Origin of the sequence: Parabacteroides leei, assembly GCF_023369805.1 — a bacterium.
Classification (GTDB): Bacteria; Bacteroidota; Bacteroidia; order Bacteroidales; family Tannerellaceae; genus Parabacteroides; species Parabacteroides leei.
Genome location: NZ_JAMBQG010000015.1, coordinates 76,317 through 99,945, shown reverse-complemented (window position 1 = coordinate 99,945; position 23,629 = coordinate 76,317). Strand labels below are relative to the sequence as shown.

Genomic DNA, 23,629 nt, shown 5'->3' with positions numbered 1-23,629 from the left:
ATTATTTTTTTTTCAGTTTTAAAAATTTAGAATAATCCCTTATATAGTCTGATTCATCATATGTATGGGAAGCAAGAACCAGACAAACTGAACCTGACGAAAAATCATCAAGTTCACGCCAAATACCCGGAACGACCAATAATGCCTGATAAGGACGATTCAACATAAACGTACGTTTTACATTTCCATCATCCAACGTTACGTTAAAACTACCACTAGCTGCCACAATCAGTTGATATAATTCTTTATGTGCATGTCCGCCTCTCGATTCCCCCCCGGGTATATCATATAAGTAATATGTCCGCTTCACTTCGAAAGGTACTGTTATTCCATTTTCAACGACAGTGATATTCCCTTTCTCGTGATGATGTTTATCCAACTCGATAACAGTACAATCATAAACAGTGTTATTCTTCATCGGACATACTTTTTAAATTCCTCGTAATCATATATATAATCTGTTTTATCAAAGAATGTAGAAGCAACAACCAGAGCCAGTGAGTTAGTCGAAAAATTCATCATTTGCCGCCAGATACCTTCCGGCACATATAAACCATAATACGAACGATTTAAAGAAAAAGTCCGCTTATTCTCCCCATCATCCAGCAAAACATCAAAACTCCCAGATAAAGCAATAATAAACTCCCTATTCCTCTTATAGGCATGCCCCCCACGTATTTCTCCTCCCGGTACATCATAAATCCAGTAATTCCGTTTGATTTCAAACGGTATATGAGTAACTTCTTCTGCGAATGACAAATTTCCCCGACGATCTGTAATCTTAGGTAATTCAATTAATTTCACTTCCGATAGATCCATTTTCCAATTATTTAAATGTATCTTTTATAGCTTTCTGTAATGCAATTAAATAACCATGACCAAACTTAAGATCCGGTTCCATATAATTACCTTCTGCCCATTCATTCCATGATTTAAGGAAAACGACACGTTCCTCTTCAGGTTTATCTTTTACTTCTTCAAACACTGATTTCGAATGCATATAAAATAGTTCTGGTGTAGAATGATTTAATACATTTCCTACTGCCCCTGTACGTGGAGTATGATCCCAATTTGGTATAATAGTTGGGAAATAAACTGAAGGTTCTACTTTTCTACTATAAAAATACTTCATTGCTTTTTTATATTCATATACATTCCCCACTTTAAAAATAGTTCTCATAATTTTAAAGCGAACCTTATCGAAAAACGAAAAATCGTATTTCTTAAAATCAAATAAAGTATCAATATTTACATAGGAGCAAAAAGAAATAACTCTTTTTATATCCTCTGCATTGTTAGCCGAGTTTCCGACGAAACAAACACCCTCAAGACCGTTCTTTTTTGCAAGTTTTTGCCAAGTATCCACAAAAACAGGAATCTCAAGAGAAGCAAGTGGCGAATGGATATAAAACAAAGGTTTATTATTTATCCGAATATAACGTTTATCCTGAAATGCAGGTAATACATCATAAAAATGAGATGTATAATCTTCTACTCCCCCATAACGTTGTTCTATTAGAGCTTCTTTACTTTTCACTCCGCAATAAATACCCTGCCAACTATGATTTGCCCAGCCTAAACAAAAAGGGAAGTCTGGTTTTCCTGAAGCCAAAACTTCATTAAAAGGTCTTTCCAACAATCTACGACCATAACCAAACCAATAATGCCAATAAAGAAAACCTTCAACACCATATTCGCGAGCCATTTCAGCTTGTGCTTCTCTGGTCTCCGGAACTCTTAAATCATAATACCCTAAGTCCGCCGGGACTTTGGGTTGATAATGACCTTTGAACAAAGATTTCGCTTTTCCCACATTAGTCCACTCCGTAAAACCCTTTCCCCACCATTTATCATTTTCTGGTATTGGGTGATATTGAGGTAAATAAAATGCTATAACTCGTATTTTATCCATATTATTTAGAAGCTCTTATAACTGCTTTCCTTAAAGAATTATTCCAAAACAGATATCCTTCAGTAAAATATGTTGAATATCCCAAATTTCTAAGTAGACATTCTATATCTTCTTCATCTGCTTGCCGATGATATGTACAAATAGCCATGGCTATTTGTACATTTTTTGACAAAGAATGTACTCCCCTTAAAGCACTTAGTTCCGCCCCTTCAATATCCATTTTTAGAAAATAAGATGCTTCCATTTTATCTTTTAAAAAAGAATCTAGGGTAATACAAAAATCAGAATTTTTATCACTTACGTATTTATTTACAACCTGTACTTTATCCTTCCAGGGTGCAAATGTAGCACGTAAAGCATCTATCCAAAAATCCTCACATTCAAAAAGATAAACTTTTTCAGTAAAATCAATGGTATCCAATGCAAAAATACCTTCTGCAGCCCCTACATCCAGTAAGATTTTCCCTCTCAACTGACCATATGAATTAACATATCGATGAGGTGAATTTACATCTTGCTCTATTACTAAATCTCTATAAAGTGAACATATATTATCATTTGAAAAAAAGGAAGGGAAATACAAATCTTTTCCATTATGTTTTATATACTTCAATTTATTTTCTTCATTAATAAAAACTTCTGGCGAAAGCGACTTATACAATAATGAAGATGAGAACGGATAATTAGTAATACCATATTTCCCCATAAAAATATAAGCAGCCCTACGATTTTTGTCTCTACATACAAAAGGGAATAAATAAATCATTTTACTTTTTAACCAAGGTTGAAATGATCTGAAAAAGTTTAACACTTTACCCAAAAAAAGATTATAAATTTTATCTCTTAAACTTTCAGAGACAAATTTCCTATATAATAATACTAAAAAATTCATTTCTTTACTATTTCAAATTCATTATTTGATAAATAATTAGCAAGTTCTGAAAAGGAACTTTTTGAAGATGCATAAATTTTATCTGTACGCGAAAGTACATTAAGTTCAACAAAGGCATCAATTATTCCTTTTTTATTATTTCTCGAAGTAGGCTCCATTGAAGTAATAATCAAATTTCCGAACCGATTAACTAGTTCTTTCTTTACATCCAACGAATCAGAAGCAAGATAAAAACGAACATTGCCTTTATTTATCTCAACTTCCTTCTCCATCTTATAAATAAAAAGCTCCGTTGGACTTTCCTCTATGGAATATGTATTATCTGTACGACGTATATGCACACCTACCACACGATTGCTATGACTTTTACATTTTTCAATTAACTCATCAACTCGAGCATCAATCTTTGGATTTATAGTTATTACCTTCCACATGTCTGGTGTTTTATAAAAGTACCAATATGAAACCATAAAAATATGGTTAAACTTTTCTAAATTACCAAAATCATTTTTCTTATGAATCGATACAACGTCATATACCTCCGGTACATATATTCTCCTGTCAAATAAAAAACGTTGAAAGAATTTAGGAATCCAAAAATTTCTTCTACGAGGATTATCCCGTAAAATTAAATCCATTAAACTGGCATCCACCAAATTAATAGACTCTAATTCTGCATTTATCGAAAACAGATCAGAAACAGGGCAATTTAAGTTATGATCCTTAAACCATAGAATCTTCAATGATTTTTTATTTTCTTGGCAATAAGCAATAGCAGAACATATAGCATATATTCTATTCCCCAACCCTCCAAAAGGGACTAAAGTAAAATCAGCTTCCATATTCAAATAAAAACGATCTCCATACAGCACCTGCTTTATTAAGAATGCTCATATGACATAATTAAAAATTCAATTTTTCTTTCCAAAAAGTCTCATATTCCCACTTTTCCCAGGCATGACAACCAAACGGTATATTCGTCAATTTATAAAGCATAGAGGGAGCTTCTTCAAATGCAAAAAACATTGCTTCTCTGGAAAGAGGAATACGAAAATTTTTCTTTTTCTTGTATTTCAGAGTTGCAAATAATAAATCTTCATTCTCGTCTCCTTTTTCTATAAAATCTTCCAAACGGTTTTTCCATCCAAATAATCCTCTAACAATAGAAATAAGTTTTCTTAAAGGTCCACGATATCTATACCTACAAGCAAGTCCCTGATATCCCCATAACCGTCCGGTATGATTGAACAAATCAATAAATATGGGTATATGCCTTAATGAAAAGCCACCATTTCCACAATTCACTTCGTCCAACTTTCCATCCAATTTCATCCAGGGAGCACCGATATAATCGTATCCTTTCGCACACCAAGCATCCAACTCATCCCGAAAGACCCAAGCATCAAGCTGAAAAATAAGCATATACTCCCAATTTGCAAAACGAGAATAAAAACATTTACTCAGCATCAATTTATTATATCCGCTAACACTAGTAAAATAAGATGTTTCAAACATTTCAACCACCAAAGGACGTTGAAATGTTTGAAAGGTATATTGATATACCTGCAAATCAAGTTCTTCAGGAGCAATCAAACAAATATCATGTGCACCTAATATACGAAGACATTGGCGCAACGACTGCAATTCATTTTCTGTCGGCTGCTCTTTATATACAGGTATAATTACTACATTCTTCATCTTATGCGTAAAACTTTTTTTATCAGACCATTAACCTCTTCCGATATTTTAAAGAGATACAACATAATAATAGCTAATCCTCCAAGTATTACCGACCTGTAAATACAATCAAACCAAGGATTATTAATCGTTGGTAACAAATAGTTAATACCATAAAGGACAATTAAAATACCTATTTGTTTAAGTAATGCAAATGTATATGGATTACCCTTTATTTTCCAGAATATCAATAACTGCTGCACACCATACGTAAAAAATGTTGTCAACATAGTTGCAATTGCAGCTCCAACCATTCCCCAAATAGGGATCAACAAATTATTTGAGATAATTGTAATTGCTGTAATAAAAAAAGTAAAATATAATCCCCAGTAATAATAACGGGAATAACTGATCAATGTACCTCCAAAAATCAATGTCACTTCTATCAATTTGGCTATCGACATAAAGAATACAACCCACTTTCCTGCCTTATATATCTCTCCATTAGGAATTATTGAAAATATATTATCAATATTGATCCATATAAATAAGAATATCAGACTTCCCGCAACAAATTGATGCAAAGCCACCTTTTTATATAAAACATTTGCACCTGAAAAGTTCTCATTTGATAATAACTCAGATGCAACTGGCCCAGCAATAGCAGAAATCGATTGCGTAGGAATAGCAATTATAGCAACAATATAAAATGCAATACGATAAACTCCTGCATAATCAAGCCCTAACTGGGCACTTACCATAAATAAATCCAGTCGCCCAACAATGGTTCCGCCAATAGCCCCTATTATCAGATAAGCTGTATATTTAGCAACTTGCCACCGCAAAGGCTTATCTACAGCCGAGAAATCATGTTTTAATGAAACAGTTCCTATTTTTGAGATATACCAAAAGCACCATAAAGCACATATACCATAAACACTTATATAACCGATTATCAAACTGTTCAATGACAATATTTTAAAGCCATATAAGAGATACAACACTAGAAAAAAAACTCTTAATCCAATTTCTCTGATAAACTTGGGAATAGCAATCCGTAAGTGTAATTGAGCATAAGTCTCAAAAATAAACCAATAAGAAAGAAACAGAACAAGAGGAACAACCCAATTATAATAATCGACAAAAAGGGCCGAGTTCTTACTAAAATATTCACTGACCGGTGTATGAAGTATTATATATAGAGGAATAAATACCAGGCAACCAATAAAAGGGAATAGCAATAAATAGAAAAAGAAGCCATTATTCTTTTTCCCTTTTCCTTTAAAATAAGGGAAAAAACGTACTGCCGAAGAATTGGTTCCAAGCAGTGCTAAAGCTGCAACAAACATTCCTGCTTCATAAATTACACTAAGCAAACCAATCTCTTCTGCACTCAAAAAACGAGTTTGTACAAAAAAGGTAGTGAGGAATCCCAGAAATGCCCCTACATAATTGATAAATGTACCTTTAATACTTTGTCTTATAACTATTCCCATATATTCCTGTCTAATTGACAGATTACCTGTTATTCTTTTTAATAGTACCTTTTAAAATAACTCTTATACTCTCAAACACCGCTTTCTATAAAATGATAATTAATACTCACAATATATGACAATGACAGATACTAATTCCTCATTTTACTATCACGAAAAAGAAACCTCCTAATTCGATCAAATGCTCTTCAACATCCCTGAATTTAACGATATCCTCTTTCATTGCTAATCTATTTTAGTTTATAATATATTATTCTACCTCCCTATGCAATGATAAACAAACCCATTTCCCTCCATCTCCTTAATATCATAAATATTACGGCCATCAAGGACTAACGGGGTAGCCATCAACTTCTTTACAGCAGACCAGGAAGGCATACGGAATTCTTTCCATTCCGTTACAAGCATCAGGGCGTCGGCATCCACCACCGCATCATAGATATCCTTTGCATAATGGATCGAGTCGCCGATACGACGTTTTGTCTCTTCTACTGCCACCGGATCATAAGCATACACCTCACAACCTGCGCCTAGTAGTTTTTCTATTAGAACTAATGACGGAGCTTCACGCATATCATCGGTTTCCGGCTTAAATGCCAATCCCCAGAGAGCAACACGCTTACCCTTCAGATTACCATTGAAATGTTTTTCCAATTTACGGAATAAGAGTGATTTTTGCTCATCATTGACTTCTTCCACTGCCTGAAGAATACGCATTGGGTAGTTATTCAATTTTGCGGTATTGATCAATGCTTTCACATCTTTCGGGAAACAAGAACCACCATAACCGATACCTGCATATAAGAAACGATTGCCAATACGATTATCTGAACCAATACCTTTACGCACCATATTTATATCAGCACCAACAATTTCACACAGGTTGGCCACATCGTTCATAAAGCTGATACGGGTAGCCAGCATTGCGTTTGCAGCATATTTGGTCATCTCCGCAGATGGCACATCCATAAAAATCACACGGAAATTATTCAAAAGAAAAGGACGATACAAACGAGTCATCAACTCTTCTGCACGTTCCGACTCGACACCGACAACTACACGGTCCGGACTCATAAAGTCACTGATCGCAGCTCCTTCTTTCAAGAATTCCGGATTAGAAGCAACATCAAATTCAATCTGTACACCCCTCTTATCCAACTCATCCTGAATAGCCTGGCGTACCTTTTTGGCAGTACCGACAGGCACTGTACTCTTTGTCACCACCAAAATATGTTTCTTTATATTGCGACCGACAGTACGGGCAACTTCAAGCACATACTTCAAGTCAGCACTACCATCTTCATCAGGAGGTGTACCTACGGCACTGAACAAGACTTCTACCTCGTTCAGACACTCTGTCAAATCGGTTGTAAAATGTAATCTCCCGGCCAGCTGATTACGATGAACCATTTCTTCGAGGCCAGGTTCGTAGATAGGAATTATGCCTTTTTTGAGGTTCTCAATTTTTTCAGTATTTACGTCTACACAAAAAACTTCGGTACCCATCTCGGCAAAGCAGGTTCCGGTTACCAGGCCTACATAGCCTGTACCAACTATCGCTATTTTCATAATTTATAATCAAATACAAAATTAAAGACTCTTGAAATATTTAATAGTCTCTACCAAACCCTCCTCCAAACGGATATTCGGCTCCCAACCATTCAGTTTTTCTTTGGCTAAAGAAATATTCGGTTTACGCTGTTTGGGATCGTCAGCAGGAAGAGGGGTAAATATTATTTTCGATTTTGAGTTTGTCATTTTAAGTACCAACTCTGCCAGTTCTATCATGGTAAACTCTCTAGGGTTACCTAAATTAACAGGGCCGGTGAAGTCTTCCGAGGCCATCATACGGACCATACCTTCAATCAGGTCATCTACATACTGAAAACTACGGGTCTGCTTTCCATCCCCATAGATAGTAATATCTTCTCCTTTTAAAGCCTGTACGATAAAGTTGGAAACAACTCTTCCGTCATCCGGACGCATACGGGGACCATAAGTATTGAAGATACGGATAATCCTGATGTCTACTTTATTTTGTCTGTGGTAATCCATAAACAACGTTTCCGCACATCGTTTTCCTTCGTCATAACAACTCCGGACACCTATCGGATTTACATTTCCCCAGTAGCTTTCTTCCTGCGGATGAACGAACGGATCACCATATACCTCACTTGTTGAAGCCTGAAGGATACGGGCTTTTGTACGTTTAGCCAACCCTAGCATATTAATAGCACCAATAACAGATGTTTTAGTCGTACTTACCGGATCGAACTGATAATGTATAGGCGATGCCGGGCAAGCCAGATTATAGATCTCGTCAACTTCCACATAATAAGGAAACGTCACATCGTGGCGAACCAGTTCAAAATAGGGATTGTCCAATAAATGAACAACATTTTGTTTGCAACCTGTAAAATAATTATCCATACAAATCACATTGTTCCCGTCTTTCAGCAGGCGTTCACAAAGATGAGAGCCAATAAAGCCTGCTCCTCCGGTAACTAAAATCTGTTTCATGCCAGTTGTTTAATTTGAGTTTTCCTATATATCTCAACAATCTTCGAAAAATGAAGACACATCAAAGTTCGTCAGTCCCATGCAGAGAATAACAAAACTGTCACAAAGATAGGAAATTGAAAGGATTTTAGCCCCATAAAAAAGTTTATTTACAAAATGCCCATGCCCACATAATCATCGGCCTCACCTACACAATCAACGTTGTTGCTCTTTTAGTGCGTAAATGCGCTGTATCATATCCACCACCTTCATACCTTCCAGTACATTAGTGGTAATACTTTCTGAGCCGGAACCCGAAAGTACACGGACAACATTGCGAATTACGAAGTTATGGTTCTGAGCCGAACCTTTATAAGGGCCATAGTCATTACCGGGATTAGTCGGTGCCAGTTCAGGCATTTCGTAATCCTTCACATGACAATATTCCACTTCGTTCATATATTGTCCACCGATCTTCACGCTACCATTCTCGGCTACGATCAGCATACTGCTTTCCATATTCCTATTCCATACGGAGGTAGAATAGTTCAAACTCCCCATGCCACCGTTCACGAAATTAAAGTTCACAAAGCCGGAGTCTTCGAAATCCGTCAGCTTTTCGTGATTGAAATCAGCAAAACGAGCCTGTATATTACAAATATCACCAAACAGCCAATACATGATGTCGATAAAATGGGAGAACTGGGTGAAAAGCGTTCCACCATCCAACACAGCATCTCCATGCCATCCTCCCGGTTTATAATAGCGGTCGTCACGATTCCAGTAACAATTCAGCTGAACCATATAGATCTTACCCAACTTGCCCGATTCGATCATATCTTTAATCCAGACCGACGGAGGAGAATAGCGGTTCTGCATCACACAGAACACTTGCTTATGATATTTCAGGGAGGCATAGACCACCTTCTCCGCATCTGCCAATGTCAGAGCCATCGGTTTTTCTATTACCACATTGCAACCGGCCTCGACAGCCTGTACTGCCATAGAGGCATGCAACCCATTCGGCGTGCAGACATTAACTACATCTACCAAAATATCACTCTGCAGCAAATCTTGCAAACCAGAAAAGAAAGGAACATCGTAAGCATCGATTCCCAACTCTTCACGCGGCCGAATATCACACAAGGCAACCAGTTCGGCATCCGGATCACGTGTAACCATTTCGGCATGACGTTTTCCGATATGCCCACAGCCTACTACGGCAAATTTAATCTTATTCATTATACTTAAAATTGACTATAGCATCAATTATATACTCTTGTTCTTCTTTCGTCATTTCAGTATGGATAGGCAACGACAGAACACATTGGCTCAAACGGTCCGATTCATCAATGCTTCCCGGTGTACGTGCCATCCATTTATAAGCATCCTGCGCCTGTAAAGGTAACGGATAATAAACCATTGAAGGAACGCCTTTCCCTTTCAGATAATCCTGTAAAAGCTTCCGTTGCTCCGCAATAGAGGAGAAACCCGCCACAGGCTTCAACTTAACTGTATACTGATGATATACATGAGTGGAAAATGTCGATTTCTTCGGAAGAATCAACAAGTCACACGAAGACAGTGCCTCATCGTATCTTGCAGCCACTATCCTGCGGGCTTCCGTAAATTCATCGATATATTTCAGTTTCACATCCAAAACAGCAGCCTGCAAAGTATCCAACCTTGAATTACATCCGATCAGTTTATGATGATATTTAATCTCCTGCCCATGATTGGCAATCATACGTATACGTTTAGCCAGAACTTCGTCGGAGGTCATCAAGGCCCCTCCATCCCCATAACAGGCCAACGGCTTGGAAGGAAAGAAAGAAGTCGTCCCGATATGACCCATTGTGCCGGTTTTCTTTACATGGCCGTCTGCAAAAGTATATTCAGCACCAACAGACTGGGCGTTATCCTCTATCACATACAAATGATACCTATTTGCAATCTTCATGAGCGGCTCCATATCGCAGGATTGCCCGAATAAATGTACCGCTATGACAGCTTTCGTATTACGGGAAATCGCCCCCTCTATCTTCTGCGGATCGATATTGAATGTTTGCGGATCGACATCGACCAATACAGGCGTTAACCCTAGTAATGCAATCACTTCCGCAGCAGCCACATAGGTAAATGAAGGGACAATCACCTCATCACCCGGTTGCAACTCCAGAGCCATCAGTGCAATCTGCAAAGCATCCGTACCATTTCCGCATGGAATTACATAAGGAATATCCAGATACCCGGCCAAATGATCTCCAAAAGTTTTCACCTGAGGTCCGTTGATAAAGGCACTGCTTTCAATTACTGCCTGCATTGCAATATCTATCTCCTCTTTCAGGCGATGATATTGTCCATGCAAATCGACCATTTGTATCTGTTTTTCAAACATCTTTATTTTCTTGCACCCGTTTTGTTTTTCCTTGCTTTAAATAACGCAGCAACTGCTATATTATTATAAAAAAAGTGTGTCATTCATGCATAAACAAGATGACACACCTCTGAAACCTTCTACGCAAGGCTTATTTCTCTTATTTTACTTCGCTACCAGATTTCACCTCTTTCTCAGGAGTGATCACAGCCAACTTACCATCAAAGTTTTCCGCAGACAAGATCATACCTTCCGATACAATTCCTTTCAGTTTGCGGGGAGCCAGGTTAGCGATAAAGCAAACTTGTTTTCCGATCAACTCTTCCGGAGCATAATGTTGGGCGATACCGGAAACGATCGTACGTTTCTCCAACCCGTCGTCAATACGGAACTGCAATAACTTATCCGCCTTAGGCACTTTAGTACATTCCAATATCGTACCTACACGGATATCCAGTTTAGCAAAATCGTCGAATTCGATATTTTCACGAACCGGCTTTGCTTTATAACTTGCTTCCTCATTCGCTTTCTTCGTATCCAGCAACTTCTGAACCTGTGCTTCGATCACGCTATCTTCAATTTTTTCGAACAGAAGCTCTGATTTACCCAGCTGATGACCGGCATCCAGCAAGTCTGTTGAACCCAGACGGTTCCACCCCAACGGTTCTACGTTCAACATCTTGTTCAGTTTCTCCATGCTGAACGGCAGAAACGGTTCAAAAGCGATCGCCAAGTTAGCGGTGATCTGCAATGATATATTCATGATCGTTGCCACGCGCTCCATATCCGTCTTCGCCAGCTTCCAGGGTTCAGTATCCGCCAGGTATTTGTTACCGATACGGGCCAGGTTCATCGCCTCTTTCTGTGCATCACGGAAATGATATGTATCCAATAAACGTTCTACATTAGCTTTTACATCTGCGAAATCCTTCAGCGTCTGAAGGTCATAATCGGTCAGCTCACCGGCAGCAGGCACCTTACCTTCGAAATATTTCTCTGTCAGCACCAAGGCACGGTTTACAAAGTTACCCAGGATAGCGACCAGTTCATTATTATTACGAGCCTGGAAGTCTTTCCAGGTAAAGTCATTATCTTTTGTTTCCGGAGCGTTGGCCGTCAACACATAACGCAACACATCCTGTTTACCCGGCATATCCACCAGATATTCATTCAACCAAACCGCCCAGTTACGGGAAGTAGATATCTTGTCACCTTCCAGATTTAGAAACTCATTGGCTGGTACGTTCTCCGGCAAGTTAAAAGAACCTTCCGCCTTCAACATAGACGGGAATACAATGCAGTGGAACACAATATTATCCTTCCCGATAAAATGCAACATCTTTGTTTCAGGATCTTTCCACCATGTCTCCCAGCTATCCGGTAACAACTCTTTTGTATTGGAGATATAACCGATCGGCGCGTCAAACCATACATAAAGCACTTTACCTTCCGCTCCTTCTACAGGGACAGGAATACCCCAGTCCAGGTCACGACTTACCGCACGTGGTTGCAATCCCATATCCAACCAGCTCTTGCACTGTCCGTACACATTTGATTTCCATTCTTTATGGTCTTCGAGAATCCACTGACGCAGGAACGGTTCATGTTTATCCAACGGAAGATACCAGTGTTTGGTTTCCTTCATCACCGGCTCGCTACCACTGATGGCAGATTTCGGATTGATCAGATCTATCGGACTCAATGAGGTACCGCAGGCTTCACACTGGTCGCCATACGCCTTTTCATTGCCACAATGCGGGCATGTACCGGTTATATAACGGTCGGCAAGGAATTGTTTGGCTTCCTCGTCATAATATTGTTCGCTTGTCTTTTCAATAAACTCCCCTTTTTCATACAGGGTACGGAAGAAATCCGAGGCTACCTGACGATGTGTAGGCGAGGTTGTACGGGAATAAATATCGAATGTGATACCGAAGTCCTCGAAAGATTTCTTGATGATACCATGAAAACGGTCCACCACATCCTGCGGTGTAACTCCTTCTTTCTTAGCCCGGAGCGTAATAGGCACCCCATGCTCATCCGATCCCCCGATCATCAAAACATCCTCCCCCTTCAGGCGAAGGTAGCGGGCATATATATCGGCAGGCACATACACACCAGCCAGGTGACCAATATGTACCGGCCCGTTCGCATACGGCAACGCCGTAGTAATCAGCGTTCTCTTAAACTGTTTTTCCATACCTTGTGTTCTCTTTTTGAGGGGCAAAGGTACGGAAATTATTTTAGATATTATCGTATTATAATCTTCCTTGTTCCCATATCTCCCACCTTAACAAGATAGACACCGGAGGGTAATGACATTTCATATTCTCCCACTGGTATTGCTTGGTTACGGAACAAAGAGCCTTTGTAATCCCAGATGTATAGCTCTGACTTTTCAGCGACTGTGACAGATAATACCCGTCCGGTTACTGAAACCGAAACCTCATCGTCTTTGCGGATGAATTCATTATCGACAGTCGATTCTGTTCCGACGAAACAGGCTTTTACTTCCGTATCGGAGGTTACCGTATACGGATAAGGATTCAGGGTGTTGCCATCCCACCATTTGACAAACAACATGCCGGAAGCTGCCTCCGCCTTCAACTGGACTTTATCCCCATGAGTAACCTTTCCTGCCGGAACAGCAGATACCATACCACCGTTAGTCTGGCTCACTGTAACCTCGTAATTATTTAGTTTCAATCCCGATACTTTCACCGTTATACCGTCTTTTTCCACCGGCAAATTATATACATATGTCTTTGTCTCAGATGCTGCACGTAAAGAAGTTTCAGGAGTCAGCACCTTGTCATCAGCTGTCAAAACGACCTCGCTCTGGCTATAAGCAGGAAGCAAAACGACTTTCAGCTGCACAACGTCACCGCGCTTCACTGCATCCATATTTGAATTGGCTCCCGTAATACCGGCTCCGGGTGACTGCAGCAAAATCACCTTTGCATAAGCTGCATCTTCCTTGTCCGTAAACAGAGGTATGAGCTGGGCTGCATCCACAGCCGTTGCCATTCGGGGATTATCTGTCTTACCGTCCGTCCATTTACTAAAGATTTTGCCTTCGGGCGCTTTCGCCTGAAGCAGAAGCATCGTTTCTTCAAATAACCCCTGACCGGCTACGTCGGACATCGTTTCAACGACTTTCGCCGTCACATGATCCGGCAATGTCAGCTTTATGGAATCCCGGACAATACCATCGACCGAGATGCTGATGTTCTTATTTATATGGTAGATCGCATATCCTCCTTTATTCTTTGTCAACTCTTCACCATTGGCACGAACAACCAGATTTCCTTCACGGTATCCTTTAGCGAGAACCAAGTAGAACTTAAACGTTCCGTCTTTCTTCACTTCGGTAGAATAACCGGAGAACGGTTTCACGGTCACTCCTTCCATCTGCGGCAAAGTCATCATATACGATTTATAATCAGATATGAAACGGGCAGAAATAGTCGTATCCCTGCTAACCGTCAGGTTCAGCGGATTGCTTTGGCTGCCGGTATTCCATTGCAGGAACTTAAAGTCCTCATCAGCAACTGCCGTGATCGATACCGATGATCCGTATTCAACTTCCGAAGTCGTTTCGTCCGCACCATCGGTAAACTTGATCTGTCCGTTCTCTGTCTGCTGCAATGTAACCGTACAAGTTTTAGCTTTCAGACCGGAGACAGTCACCGTAATATCGGAAGAGCAGTTCGTTAACGTATAAAGCCCGGAAGCATTCCCCGTAATCGTCGAATCATTTGCCGAGACAACCATTGAGTCGAGATTCGTATAATAGTTTTTATCCACTGTCAGCTTAAACTCAAAAGAACCTCCGGTCGTGGTAGCCGTCACCACATCGCCACCGGTTGGGTTGGTTGCTTTCACACCTAAAGGGAGATCGAAGGTCAGGGAAATCTTTCCATTATCGAAGATGATATAACGTGTTGCCACCCCATCCCGATAACCATCTTTCTTCGCAATAGCCTCCAAAAGAACCGTATCTTTAGCACTCTCAACCAGGAACTCTCCCGAATAAGCCTTCTCCGGCGAACCGTCCAAACGGTAATATAACGTAGTCGCCTCATCCGTTTTCTCCAACTGCACTTTCACATTTTCTCCCTTCGGAAATTTATCCATGCCGGCAGGGGAAAGGATTATTTTAGGGGCAGAGGCAGAAGCCACTGCTGAATTTTCAGTAAATGTAGCACTAATCACCAGTCCTCCTGCAGAAGGCATAGATATTGTCTGTGGAGAAGAAGTATAAGAAGTACCTCCTATAAGCAAATTTTGTAACCTATATCCTGCAACCGTAGTAGTAGCAGTAACTGTTAAAGAGATACTTGCACCTATCCGATCTCCTGTCTTCAACTCCTTATCCCCCTGCATTACAACAATTTTACCATTTTGGGGTTGAGTAAAAGAAACGGCATTTGCCCTTGTCCAGGTTGCATAAAATTTCTTATTACCCGATGACCCTTTGGTTATCTTCGTCTGTACTTCACCTTTTAGATAGTCATTATCATACCATCCGGCAAAAGTAAAGTTTTCACGAGTAGGAGTAGGCAATACGACTTCATCATTTATAGTATAGGAAGCTGTTACATTTGATGGATTCGTACCATAATAACAATCATATTCAATAGTATAAACAGCAGGAACCCATTTAGCATATAATGTAAAACTGCCGCTCGATGTTGCAGAGATATTGTCTCCAAAGAAATCAGTCAATGCTACATCTTTATACCAACCGGCAAACGTATAATTTGTCTTTCTGGTTTTACGGGCAAACGCTGTTTCTTCACCATACGTATATGTTTGATCCGCTATTTCAGAACCGCCATTTGCATTAAAAGAGATTGTATACTTCTCAGGTTCCCAACGAGCATAAAAGATTTTAGGACCCGTAGTATGATTTGCTATCTCTGTAACAGGATTACCGGTAAAATTCGAGTTTTCATACCAATTACTAAACTTATAATTATTTCGGGTAGGTCGAGGCAGCACAACTGTCTCTTCATAAGTATAAGAGAAAACCACATCAGTCGGATTCGTTCCTCCATTCAGGTTATAAGTAATTGAATATGGTATCAACTCCCATTTAGCTGTCAACTCTAATTCTTCATGACCAGGATCAATCTTATCTATTTTTGTATCATCTTTATACCAACCCAGGAATTTATATCCGTCTTTTGATGTCGGGGGCATTTTATCAGCAGGAATACCATCAGTTACATTATAAGATGCATTATCCACCGGAGTACCACCATCTGTTTTAAAAACAATTGTATAATTGATCTTTTCCCATTTGGCATAAGCAGTAAAAGCAACATTGCGTCCCCCATTGCTACTAGTTCCACCGGTTATTGGAGCTTCAGAAAGTTCTGATCCTGAACAATCCGCTAGAAGGAACCATCCTTTAAAGGCATGTCCTACATAAGAAACATCCTTATCCGTAGGCAATTTGACCTTTTCGGAGAATGTATAAGTAACCTGCTTGTTTCCTGAATAAGTTCCACCTTTTAAATCATACGTTAATGAGTACCGGATAGGTGTTATGTAAGCATGCAATTTCGTATCCCGTGCTGTGCCTATAGGTATCGAAGTGACGGGAGTAGAATGGCTATTATCACCTTCTTTAAACCAGCCTTCAAATATATATCCCTCTTTTGAATAGGGCGGAAATTGAGCAGAAGGTAATCCCTCTTTTGCGATATACGACTTCGTCAAATCAGATAAGGGAGAACCATTTTCATCATAAAAATAAGCGTAGTAAGATTTATCTTTCCAGATAGGAGATAAAGTCAAAGAAGTAGGATTGGAGACAGGAAGAGAAGTTATTTTCTGCCCTTGTTCATCCTGCCAACCATCAAATTCCTGACCGGCAGAGACAACTAATGGTTCAGGCAAAGAAGCGTCTATCGTTTCAACATTGTAAGTTAAACTCTTTCCTTTCGTTGTTTCAACAGTAAAATTCACTGTATAATCAATAGGTTTCCAACGAGCCGTAATTGTATAAGTTTGATTAACGGCATTTTTTACCTGTTCATAGGTGATAGATGTTATTTTGTTATTCCCTTCATCATACCAACCCAAAAAATCATAACCAACTCGACTTTCCGGATTTACTAAATTAAAAGTACCTTTAGTTATATCATAAGATGTAATGTTACTAGAACTATTCGTTCCACCAGCCATATCATATTTAATTGTATATAAGATAGGAGACCAATTAGCTGTTAACGTAATAGTATGAGAATCTTTATCCACATTTGGAAGGGGTAGAGTTAATTTGTTAATCACATTATTTTCATACTCCCATCCTCCAAAAGTGTAACCCACACGAGATACTGAAGCTAAATCAACAACACTTCCATTAATAATATCCAAAGCTGTATAACTCTTAAGATAATCCCCAGATGTGATCGTTCCATTTTGGGAGTCATAATTTATCGAGTAATTAATAGGACTTATTGTAACTACAGGTGCGACTGTCTCTCCTGAAGAGATAATAGAACCATTTCGTCTTATTACTGAACCATAGCGGAAATTAGCTGCATTTCCATTCTTTGTCCAAAGCGCATATGCAGAACCTCTTTTTGAAGATGCATCAAAAGAGCCTTTAACTAAGCGCAAAGTTCCGTTATAATATTGTATAGCGGTGCCTGCCCCTCCCCAATCACCTGCCCCAGATCCAAATACACTACAATTTACAATCATTACATCTGCTCCCGATATATCTATTGCAGTACCATAAGCACTTGCCCAAGAGGATTTTGTCTGTTTCCCCTCTATCTGACCATTTTTCAAAATAATTGTTCCACCTTTACATTGCACAGCGATTAGATCCGTATTTTCTGCTCGAACAAATGATAATGTTTTTCCATTCAAATCTAAGACTACATCCGTATCTATTACCAATGTATTTTTCAAATTAACATCATCTGTTAAAGTGACAATATTACCATTTATAGAAACGGCATTTCCTAAGGCAGAACTAAAACCAGTTGTTGAAGAAACAGTACCTCCTGCCCCATCAACAGCCGCTCCTGCTTCAAATGCGAATAAGTTAACAAAAACTATTATTAAAACAGTTATCCATCTATTCTTTCTTTCCTTCTTCATATCCTTTTCAATATTTCCTCTCGAAAGCCTTTTCCTTTTCTTCCGAAAGGAAAACTTATTTCTTCCGAATGTATTTTCTATTTGTTCCTAATCTGTTTTTATTTTATATCGAATGGAAGAAGTGTCAAGCTCAAGGTTTAGTATAAGAGGCGGATCAAGTCCATCCTAACAGAACCTCTGTTTTTGACACAATCCCATTATTTTATTCTTAATCAACCGTTCTATGAAGTATTGAAGCAAGTAAAAACTTACTTAGTAAGTAAGCCTTCGGTTATTCGGTAAGTAAACCGCCAGCTACTTATTAAGTAAGTTTCTATCTACTTCTCGAGTAAGTTTGATCTTACTTAATAAGCAGGTTTTCTTCTGAATTTGGAATCAGAAAGGAAGGAAATATTTTTTATCGAGAAGGTATTTACCAAAGAGCGACCTTACCCAATGAACCTAAATCAAGGTTTGCCGATTTTACACCCATAGCTCTGAAAGCTCGGACAATCGTTGAAAAATTGACGCTTTTTCCACTTTCTATTTTGGATATTTGCGCCCTCTTGACACCCATCAATTCACCCAATTGCTCTTGAGTGAGATTCTTGGCTTCACGAGTTCGCTTGATGGCCTCCCCGATTAGAAAATTATTTATGTTATCCTCATACTTTTCTCGTTCCGGAGTACCTCGAACACCGATTACCCGATCTAACATTTCCTCATGAGTATACAATTTCATTTTATCCATATTTCTAATTATTTAGAATCGAAATATTGTTTCCTAATTTCTTTTGCCTTAACAATCTCCTTTAGTGGAGTTTTTTGAGTTTTCTTAATAAAACCATGAATAGCAAAGATAGCAAAACGTTCCCTTTTAGGAAACATTCTTGACTGTTTTTATTCCAGAATCTTCCTGCATTCCAAATCCCATTACTTCAAAGAACAATTCGATGGATAATTCTCCATCTACTCAAACACCAACTCCAACTCATCCAGTAACAACACGCTACTCGTACTGCCCGTAAAGTAATCACCATACTTACTGGCGGAAGCGACGATCAATATATATGTTGGCTTTGTTGTCTGGTCACGATATTCCATGTCGATGCGGAACTGGGTATAATCTTTGACAGTTTCACCCTGAACCAGCTGACCGAAGGCTAGCAGATTATCATTGTTCCAGGTCAGGTCGACAAATGTTCCGGTATTCGTATTGACAGGGAACGGAGATGTCCAGCCGGAAAACAAAGCCATATAGATATGGCAAGAATCCTTACGCCCTTCCAGCTCCTTATACGGATCTTTCGCTTTATCGATGGTACCGGAATTGTATTTATAATAGCCACGCAAAGCAGACGGACGACCCGTATACGGACGACCGAAATTCAACGAAGCACCACTCAGCCCTTCAACCTTACCAAAAGTCCCGGTATACAAACTACCGGCAGCAAACACACCGGCTACCGTTTTACTTTCCAGACGAGCGGCTTTCCCCTTTACGACATCACTGGTTTCCGGAGAAGTCGGATTCGCTTCACCTACGGCATTCGAGCCTTTATTCCCTGAATCCCAGAAATAATTCTCCGGAGTCAGATCGAGGTCGGCATACCAGCTTTTGCCGTCTTTAAACCAATCGTCCAACGAGAGGTTCGGCACCAACTCCACCGCCTCCGTCGTAAATGTTTTGATATCCTCGGATGCACCATCCACCGTTAACTGATATTCATACTCCATGCCCGGTTTAAGATGCGTAAAGACCAATGTAAAGTTTCCTTCTTCATCTATCTCTATTTCGCTGGAAAGCACTTCCTCCCAGCCTTCTTCCGAATCAGCCTTTGTCTCCGCCTGCGGTTTACCGCGATAGCGAGCCGAAACCTGCCCGGTCAATGTCTTACCCGTCACAACCGCTCGCTTTGCCCATGCCGACAAAGAGGTAAACGACATTCCGGCAGGCGGATACGCCACACTCACGGTCCATTCTTCTGTTTCACCAAAAGCGGATACCTGGAAGATGCGAGGACGGGTAAAATCGGTTACTTCCGATGGTTCGGGTGTCGTTTTTGCGATGCTGCTACCTAACTGGAAGGTCTCTATTTTCACATTACGCAAAGAAGGCTGGGCTGTTGAATCCACATATACAATTACATTATGCGTATCAGCATCGATCAGGGAAGCCCCCAGCTGGTTTGCAACAGTTACTTTACGCAGTATATCATGTATCACCGTCACTTTCCAGGGATAATCCTGATACAAACGAAGCAGAAAAGAAACCGGTTTCTTAAAGTTCATTCGCGTATTGACCGTATCGGGCAAACTGTCAACCGACACAAATCCGGTATCCGGGAAATGGCGGAAGTCTTTGCAGGCTATAGAATCCGGTATAACGGTCATACCCGAAGTAACGACCAGCTTTTCTACCCGCAGGTCCCTCAGGTCCAATGTATCCGCCACCTTTACAGAGACGGAAGCCGAAGTCTTATCGATCTTTACCGAAGTCTGTCCTTCAACGGCAAACTCTTCGATAATCCCTTCGATGGTAGGATAAGGCAGATCGTTTTCCACACAGCCTGTCAGCAGCAGACCTACTAAAAAGCACCAGATACTATTTCTTCCCTTCATGCCCTGTTTTTACAAATAAAAGACAATACCTAAATCGATCGACAACAGATTGATCTTGAAATTAGCGGAACTTGCCGTGCGTTTCCCTTTATATACCTGATCTTTTGTCTGATCATACCAGTTGAAGTTCAAACCTGCCACACTAACCGAAGCCTCAGCTGCCACATAATCGTTAATAAAGACAGTCAGACCGGGAGCCACACCGATATTCAGGTTATGCTTTAACTGATACATACCGGAAAGATCGATTCCTGTACCTGAGCTACTGTTACTTTCTGAATAGCCATACGACACACGCGCCTCATTAAACAATCCGAAACGCTTGCTGTCTCCCAAATTCAAATAGGTACGGAGAAAGATCGCCGCCGTATATGTATTGGATACAGACTTAAAATTATCGACATCAAAGCTCAGATCGTCACCCAGTTCCAGAGATATATTACCTATATCCGTATTGGTACGTGAATAGGAGAAACGACCGCCGATACTAATATTGTCGCGAATAAAATAACTCACCAACGGAGTCACCTTAAAGGTATACCCTTCGCTATTAATATCCTTCAACACAGATAAAAACTCAAAGTTTTCGTCCACATGTTCGCTATAGGAAAACGTAGTACCAACCATCCATTGCCCTTTCGGGATAAAAGTTTTCATCAGAATACCCCGGTCATACTTGTTCTCCTTTGCCTTCACCGGCAATACAGAACAACATATCAACAATATGGTAAGGGATAAGAGTTGTTTCATATTTGTTATTTAATTGTTGTTTATAATTACCGGCTCCATGCCTTCAAATTCAGTACCGACAAACGATGCCGCATCATAGTCGTAGTTGAGACTAAATTCATCAATGTATAACTCGCTGCTGGTTGAACCGGTAAATTGATCACCATCTTTACTACATGTAGCTACAATTGTTATATATATTTTAGGAACGCCATTAGCATCAACAAGATCCAAGAAAGAAGGCATTTTCCCATTTCTATATGTCAGTTTAATATCAAAAGATGTATATTTTTCGACCTTTTTTGCCTCTACGAGTTCGCCATACGCAAAAATACTCTTATCATCACTTTTAAAGCGAACTGCTCCAGAAGGGTTACCTCGTAATGATTCCAATGCGAATTGCTTTGTACTTAAAGCTATATAAATAATAGCCTGATCTGTTTGCCCATTCCCTTTATTATCATTTAAAACATAATCTATATTACCCGGCGTATATTTATAATATCCAGATAAATGTGTTGGAAACCCAATATAAGGACGACCATATAATAATTTAGCACCATCACTACTAACAGAAGTTGGTTTACCGATAAATACACTTCCGGCAGAAAAAGCTCCAATAGAACCCAATCCAGCAAATTGCGAAGTCAGTTTTGCCGCTTTTTGTGAGCCCAAATCCGGTTCAGAAACAACATCCGAAATACCTTGTGCCAACACCTTACTTCCTCCAGTCGCTCCATAATTACCTGATTCCCAATAAACCTGATTAAAATCATTTGTACTATTAGGAGAAATATAGTTTTTACCAAAAGTAAAAGCTAATTTATTCTCCGTTATCGTACCCCATTCTTCAAACCCTAAATTAGGCACCGTATAACTACCGCTCGTCGGATCAGAAATAGTGAATGCTGCATCTTTAGTTTGTATAGTAGGATCATTCACCGAAAGCATCTTATAACTATACGATCCCGCCTTTAAACCGATAACCAACACGGATATATTCCCGTCAGCATCCCGCTTGATCTTTTCTTTAATCTCCTTCTCTCCATCAGGTGTTGTTAATACGAAGTAACTACTTCCATCAGAACCTCCATTCCCTCTCAGCACAGCAAACGTACTCCAACAATATGGCTCCATAATATATGCCGCCACATCCGGCATCATTTTAATAACAAAAGTCATCGAAGTTTCCTGATACTTATCATCCAAGATATCCACCTTAAAGGTATATTCTGTCGGCTGTTCATTCAGACACTTCAGATACTGCACAATTCCAGACAGATCTATACGATAAGTATTATAACGCGGATCACTGGCATCTACCGATTCATTAGGCAAAATCGGGAAACCAATCTGACTGCCTTCACCTTTTGTTATATCGAAACGTGATACTCCCGTAGGTGAATCCATCGTCACCACAAACGACTGCAAAGTATTCTTACTACCTAATATATAATCCAACGAGATAGTATTCGAAGCAGGATTCTGATTTTGTTCAGTTCTCTTAAAGGTATAAACACCATCCGTGAATGCACCACCTAACTTAGCAGACGGTTCGCCTATATTAGTCAGTTCCTCTTCCTTAATAAATATATCATAAGTGATCTCCTGATGTTCTTTATCCACATCTACATCCACATCGGCACCTGCCTCATCATCCGTATTGTCATTTGAAACGGTAAACTTAAACGTATAATGATACTGCGGTTCGATATCCGGATACACTTTCTTTATAACAAACTCATTCCCATCGTTATTCACCAGTTTCAACAGGACAGTCAATTTCTCCGGTGTAAAGAAACCAGCCCGATACTCATCACGAGTATAGAGCAATGCACCGGACGGGGTACTGACAGTAGTCTGATAATCCGTAAAATACTCATTCAAATCATCTGCATAAACAACGGAAACTTTCGTATTCGCAATCGTACAAGTCACTTTCGTATTGGTAATCTCTCCTTGTTTTACTTCCACCTCTTCCGATCCCTGATACAACGGCGTTTCCCAGGCAACACCATCCGCTCCATTGGAACGGACAGCCACCGTATACTTACCTACTGGAAGTACTAAACGTTGTCCTTTCACTTCCGTCAGATAATCGTTATAGACTTTCAACGTATCCTCTTCACCCTGCAGGATGGCGACCTGTAAAGATTCATAAGTCACTTCCGACGTGGCACGTGTTTGTAAAGTCTGATCTTCCTCCACATTCAGATACAAAGTTCCGGTAGGAACCAGATTGCCATCTTCATTGCAGGAAGCCAGCAAACCGATTAACAGGCATAAACTATACCAAACTTTTATATAGTATTTCATACGATTTC

17 protein-coding genes and 1 pseudogene are annotated in these 23,629 nt (G+C 39.7%); all 18 read right to left on the bottom strand.

Annotated features, from left to right (window positions below):
* Position 1: 1 nt before the first annotated feature.
* The 18 genes and pseudogenes from M1P97_RS19110 to M1P97_RS19025 all read right to left on the bottom strand — a co-directional run bounded on the left by M1P97_RS19110 (position 2) and on the right by M1P97_RS19025 (position 23,621).
* Positions 2 to 418, bottom strand: a complete 417-nt coding sequence (locus M1P97_RS19110) for a sugar 3,4-ketoisomerase (RefSeq protein ID WP_249389909.1) — start codon at positions 416 to 418, stop codon at positions 2 to 4.
* Positions 415 to 819: a sugar 3,4-ketoisomerase gene (locus M1P97_RS19105; RefSeq protein WP_249389908.1), complete on the bottom strand. Its 405-nt coding sequence runs from the start codon at positions 817 to 819 to the stop codon at positions 415 to 417. Before M1P97_RS19105 ends, M1P97_RS19110 begins: the two co-directional genes overlap by 4 nt.
* A gap of 7 nt (positions 820 to 826) precedes the next feature.
* Complete coding sequence (locus M1P97_RS19100; protein ID WP_249389907.1) at positions 827 to 1,912, bottom strand: glycosyltransferase WbsX family protein; 1,086 nt, start codon at positions 1,910 to 1,912, stop codon at positions 827 to 829.
* A gap of 1 nt (position 1,913) precedes the next feature.
* Positions 1,914 to 2,804, bottom strand: a complete 891-nt coding sequence (locus tag M1P97_RS19095; RefSeq protein WP_249389906.1) for an FkbM family methyltransferase — start codon at positions 2,802 to 2,804, stop codon at positions 1,914 to 1,916.
* The gene (locus M1P97_RS19090; RefSeq protein ID WP_249389905.1) at positions 2,801 to 3,646 is read right to left on the bottom strand and encodes an O-fucosyltransferase family protein; all 846 of its coding nucleotides are present in this window, start codon (positions 3,644 to 3,646) and stop codon (positions 2,801 to 2,803) included. The genes M1P97_RS19095 and M1P97_RS19090 overlap by 4 nt, the downstream gene beginning before the upstream one ends.
* Before the next feature lie 61 nt (positions 3,647 to 3,707).
* Entirely contained in the window at positions 3,708 to 4,502 is a 795-nt protein-coding gene (locus M1P97_RS19085) for a DUF5672 family protein (protein WP_249389904.1), read from the bottom strand.
* Complete coding sequence (locus tag M1P97_RS19080; protein WP_249389903.1) at positions 4,499 to 5,977, bottom strand: lipopolysaccharide biosynthesis protein; 1,479 nt, start codon at positions 5,975 to 5,977, stop codon at positions 4,499 to 4,501. Before M1P97_RS19080 ends, M1P97_RS19085 begins: the two co-directional genes overlap by 4 nt.
* A gap of 255 nt (positions 5,978 to 6,232) precedes the next feature.
* Positions 6,233 to 7,546 carry a UDP-glucose dehydrogenase family protein gene (locus M1P97_RS19075; protein ID WP_249389902.1) on the bottom strand — a complete coding sequence of 438 codons (1,314 nt, stop codon included), beginning with the start codon at positions 7,544 to 7,546 and terminating at the stop codon, positions 6,233 to 6,235.
* Positions 7,547 to 7,567: 21 nt separating this feature from the next.
* Positions 7,568 to 8,497, bottom strand: a complete 930-nt coding sequence (locus M1P97_RS19070) for a UDP-glucuronic acid decarboxylase family protein (protein ID WP_195374793.1) — start codon at positions 8,495 to 8,497, stop codon at positions 7,568 to 7,570.
* A 195-nt stretch (positions 8,498 to 8,692) separates the two neighbouring features.
* On the bottom strand, positions 8,693 to 9,718 hold the full coding sequence (locus M1P97_RS19065) for a Gfo/Idh/MocA family protein (protein ID WP_249389901.1): 1,026 nt from the start codon (positions 9,716 to 9,718) through the stop codon (positions 8,693 to 8,695).
* Positions 9,711 to 10,874 carry a DegT/DnrJ/EryC1/StrS family aminotransferase gene (locus M1P97_RS19060; RefSeq protein ID WP_249389900.1) on the bottom strand — a complete coding sequence of 388 codons (1,164 nt, stop codon included), beginning with the start codon at positions 10,872 to 10,874 and terminating at the stop codon, positions 9,711 to 9,713. The genes M1P97_RS19065 and M1P97_RS19060 overlap by 8 nt, the downstream gene beginning before the upstream one ends.
* 139 nt (positions 10,875 to 11,013) lie before the next feature.
* Entirely contained in the window at positions 11,014 to 13,053 is a 2,040-nt protein-coding gene (gene metG, locus M1P97_RS19055) for a methionine--tRNA ligase (RefSeq protein ID WP_249389899.1), read from the bottom strand.
* A 50-nt stretch (positions 13,054 to 13,103) separates the two neighbouring features.
* Entirely contained in the window at positions 13,104 to 17,975 is a 4,872-nt protein-coding gene (locus tag M1P97_RS19050; RefSeq protein ID WP_249389898.1) for an InlB B-repeat-containing protein, read from the bottom strand.
* A gap of 412 nt (positions 17,976 to 18,387) precedes the next feature.
* A complete protein-coding gene (locus M1P97_RS19045; RefSeq protein ID WP_249389897.1) occupies positions 18,388 to 18,705 on the bottom strand; it encodes a helix-turn-helix domain-containing protein in 318 nt (105 codons plus the stop codon).
* 8 nt (positions 18,706 to 18,713) lie between these two features.
* Positions 18,714 to 18,815: pseudogene (locus tag M1P97_RS19040) on the bottom strand (type II toxin-antitoxin system RelE/ParE family toxin); the annotation flags it as partial.
* A 108-nt stretch (positions 18,816 to 18,923) separates the two neighbouring features.
* Positions 18,924 to 20,576, bottom strand: a complete 1,653-nt coding sequence (locus M1P97_RS19035; protein ID WP_249389896.1) for a PCMD domain-containing protein — start codon at positions 20,574 to 20,576, stop codon at positions 18,924 to 18,926.
* Between the two features lie 9 nt (positions 20,577 to 20,585).
* Positions 20,586 to 21,326 carry a hypothetical protein gene (locus M1P97_RS19030; RefSeq protein ID WP_249389895.1) on the bottom strand — a complete coding sequence of 247 codons (741 nt, stop codon included), beginning with the start codon at positions 21,324 to 21,326 and terminating at the stop codon, positions 20,586 to 20,588.
* A 9-nt stretch (positions 21,327 to 21,335) separates the two neighbouring features.
* Positions 21,336 to 23,621 (bottom strand): DUF4493 domain-containing protein, encoded by a 2,286-nt coding sequence (locus M1P97_RS19025; RefSeq protein WP_249389894.1) that lies wholly within the window; start codon positions 23,619 to 23,621, stop codon positions 21,336 to 21,338.
* Between the last annotated feature and the right edge of the window lie 8 nt (positions 23,622 to 23,629).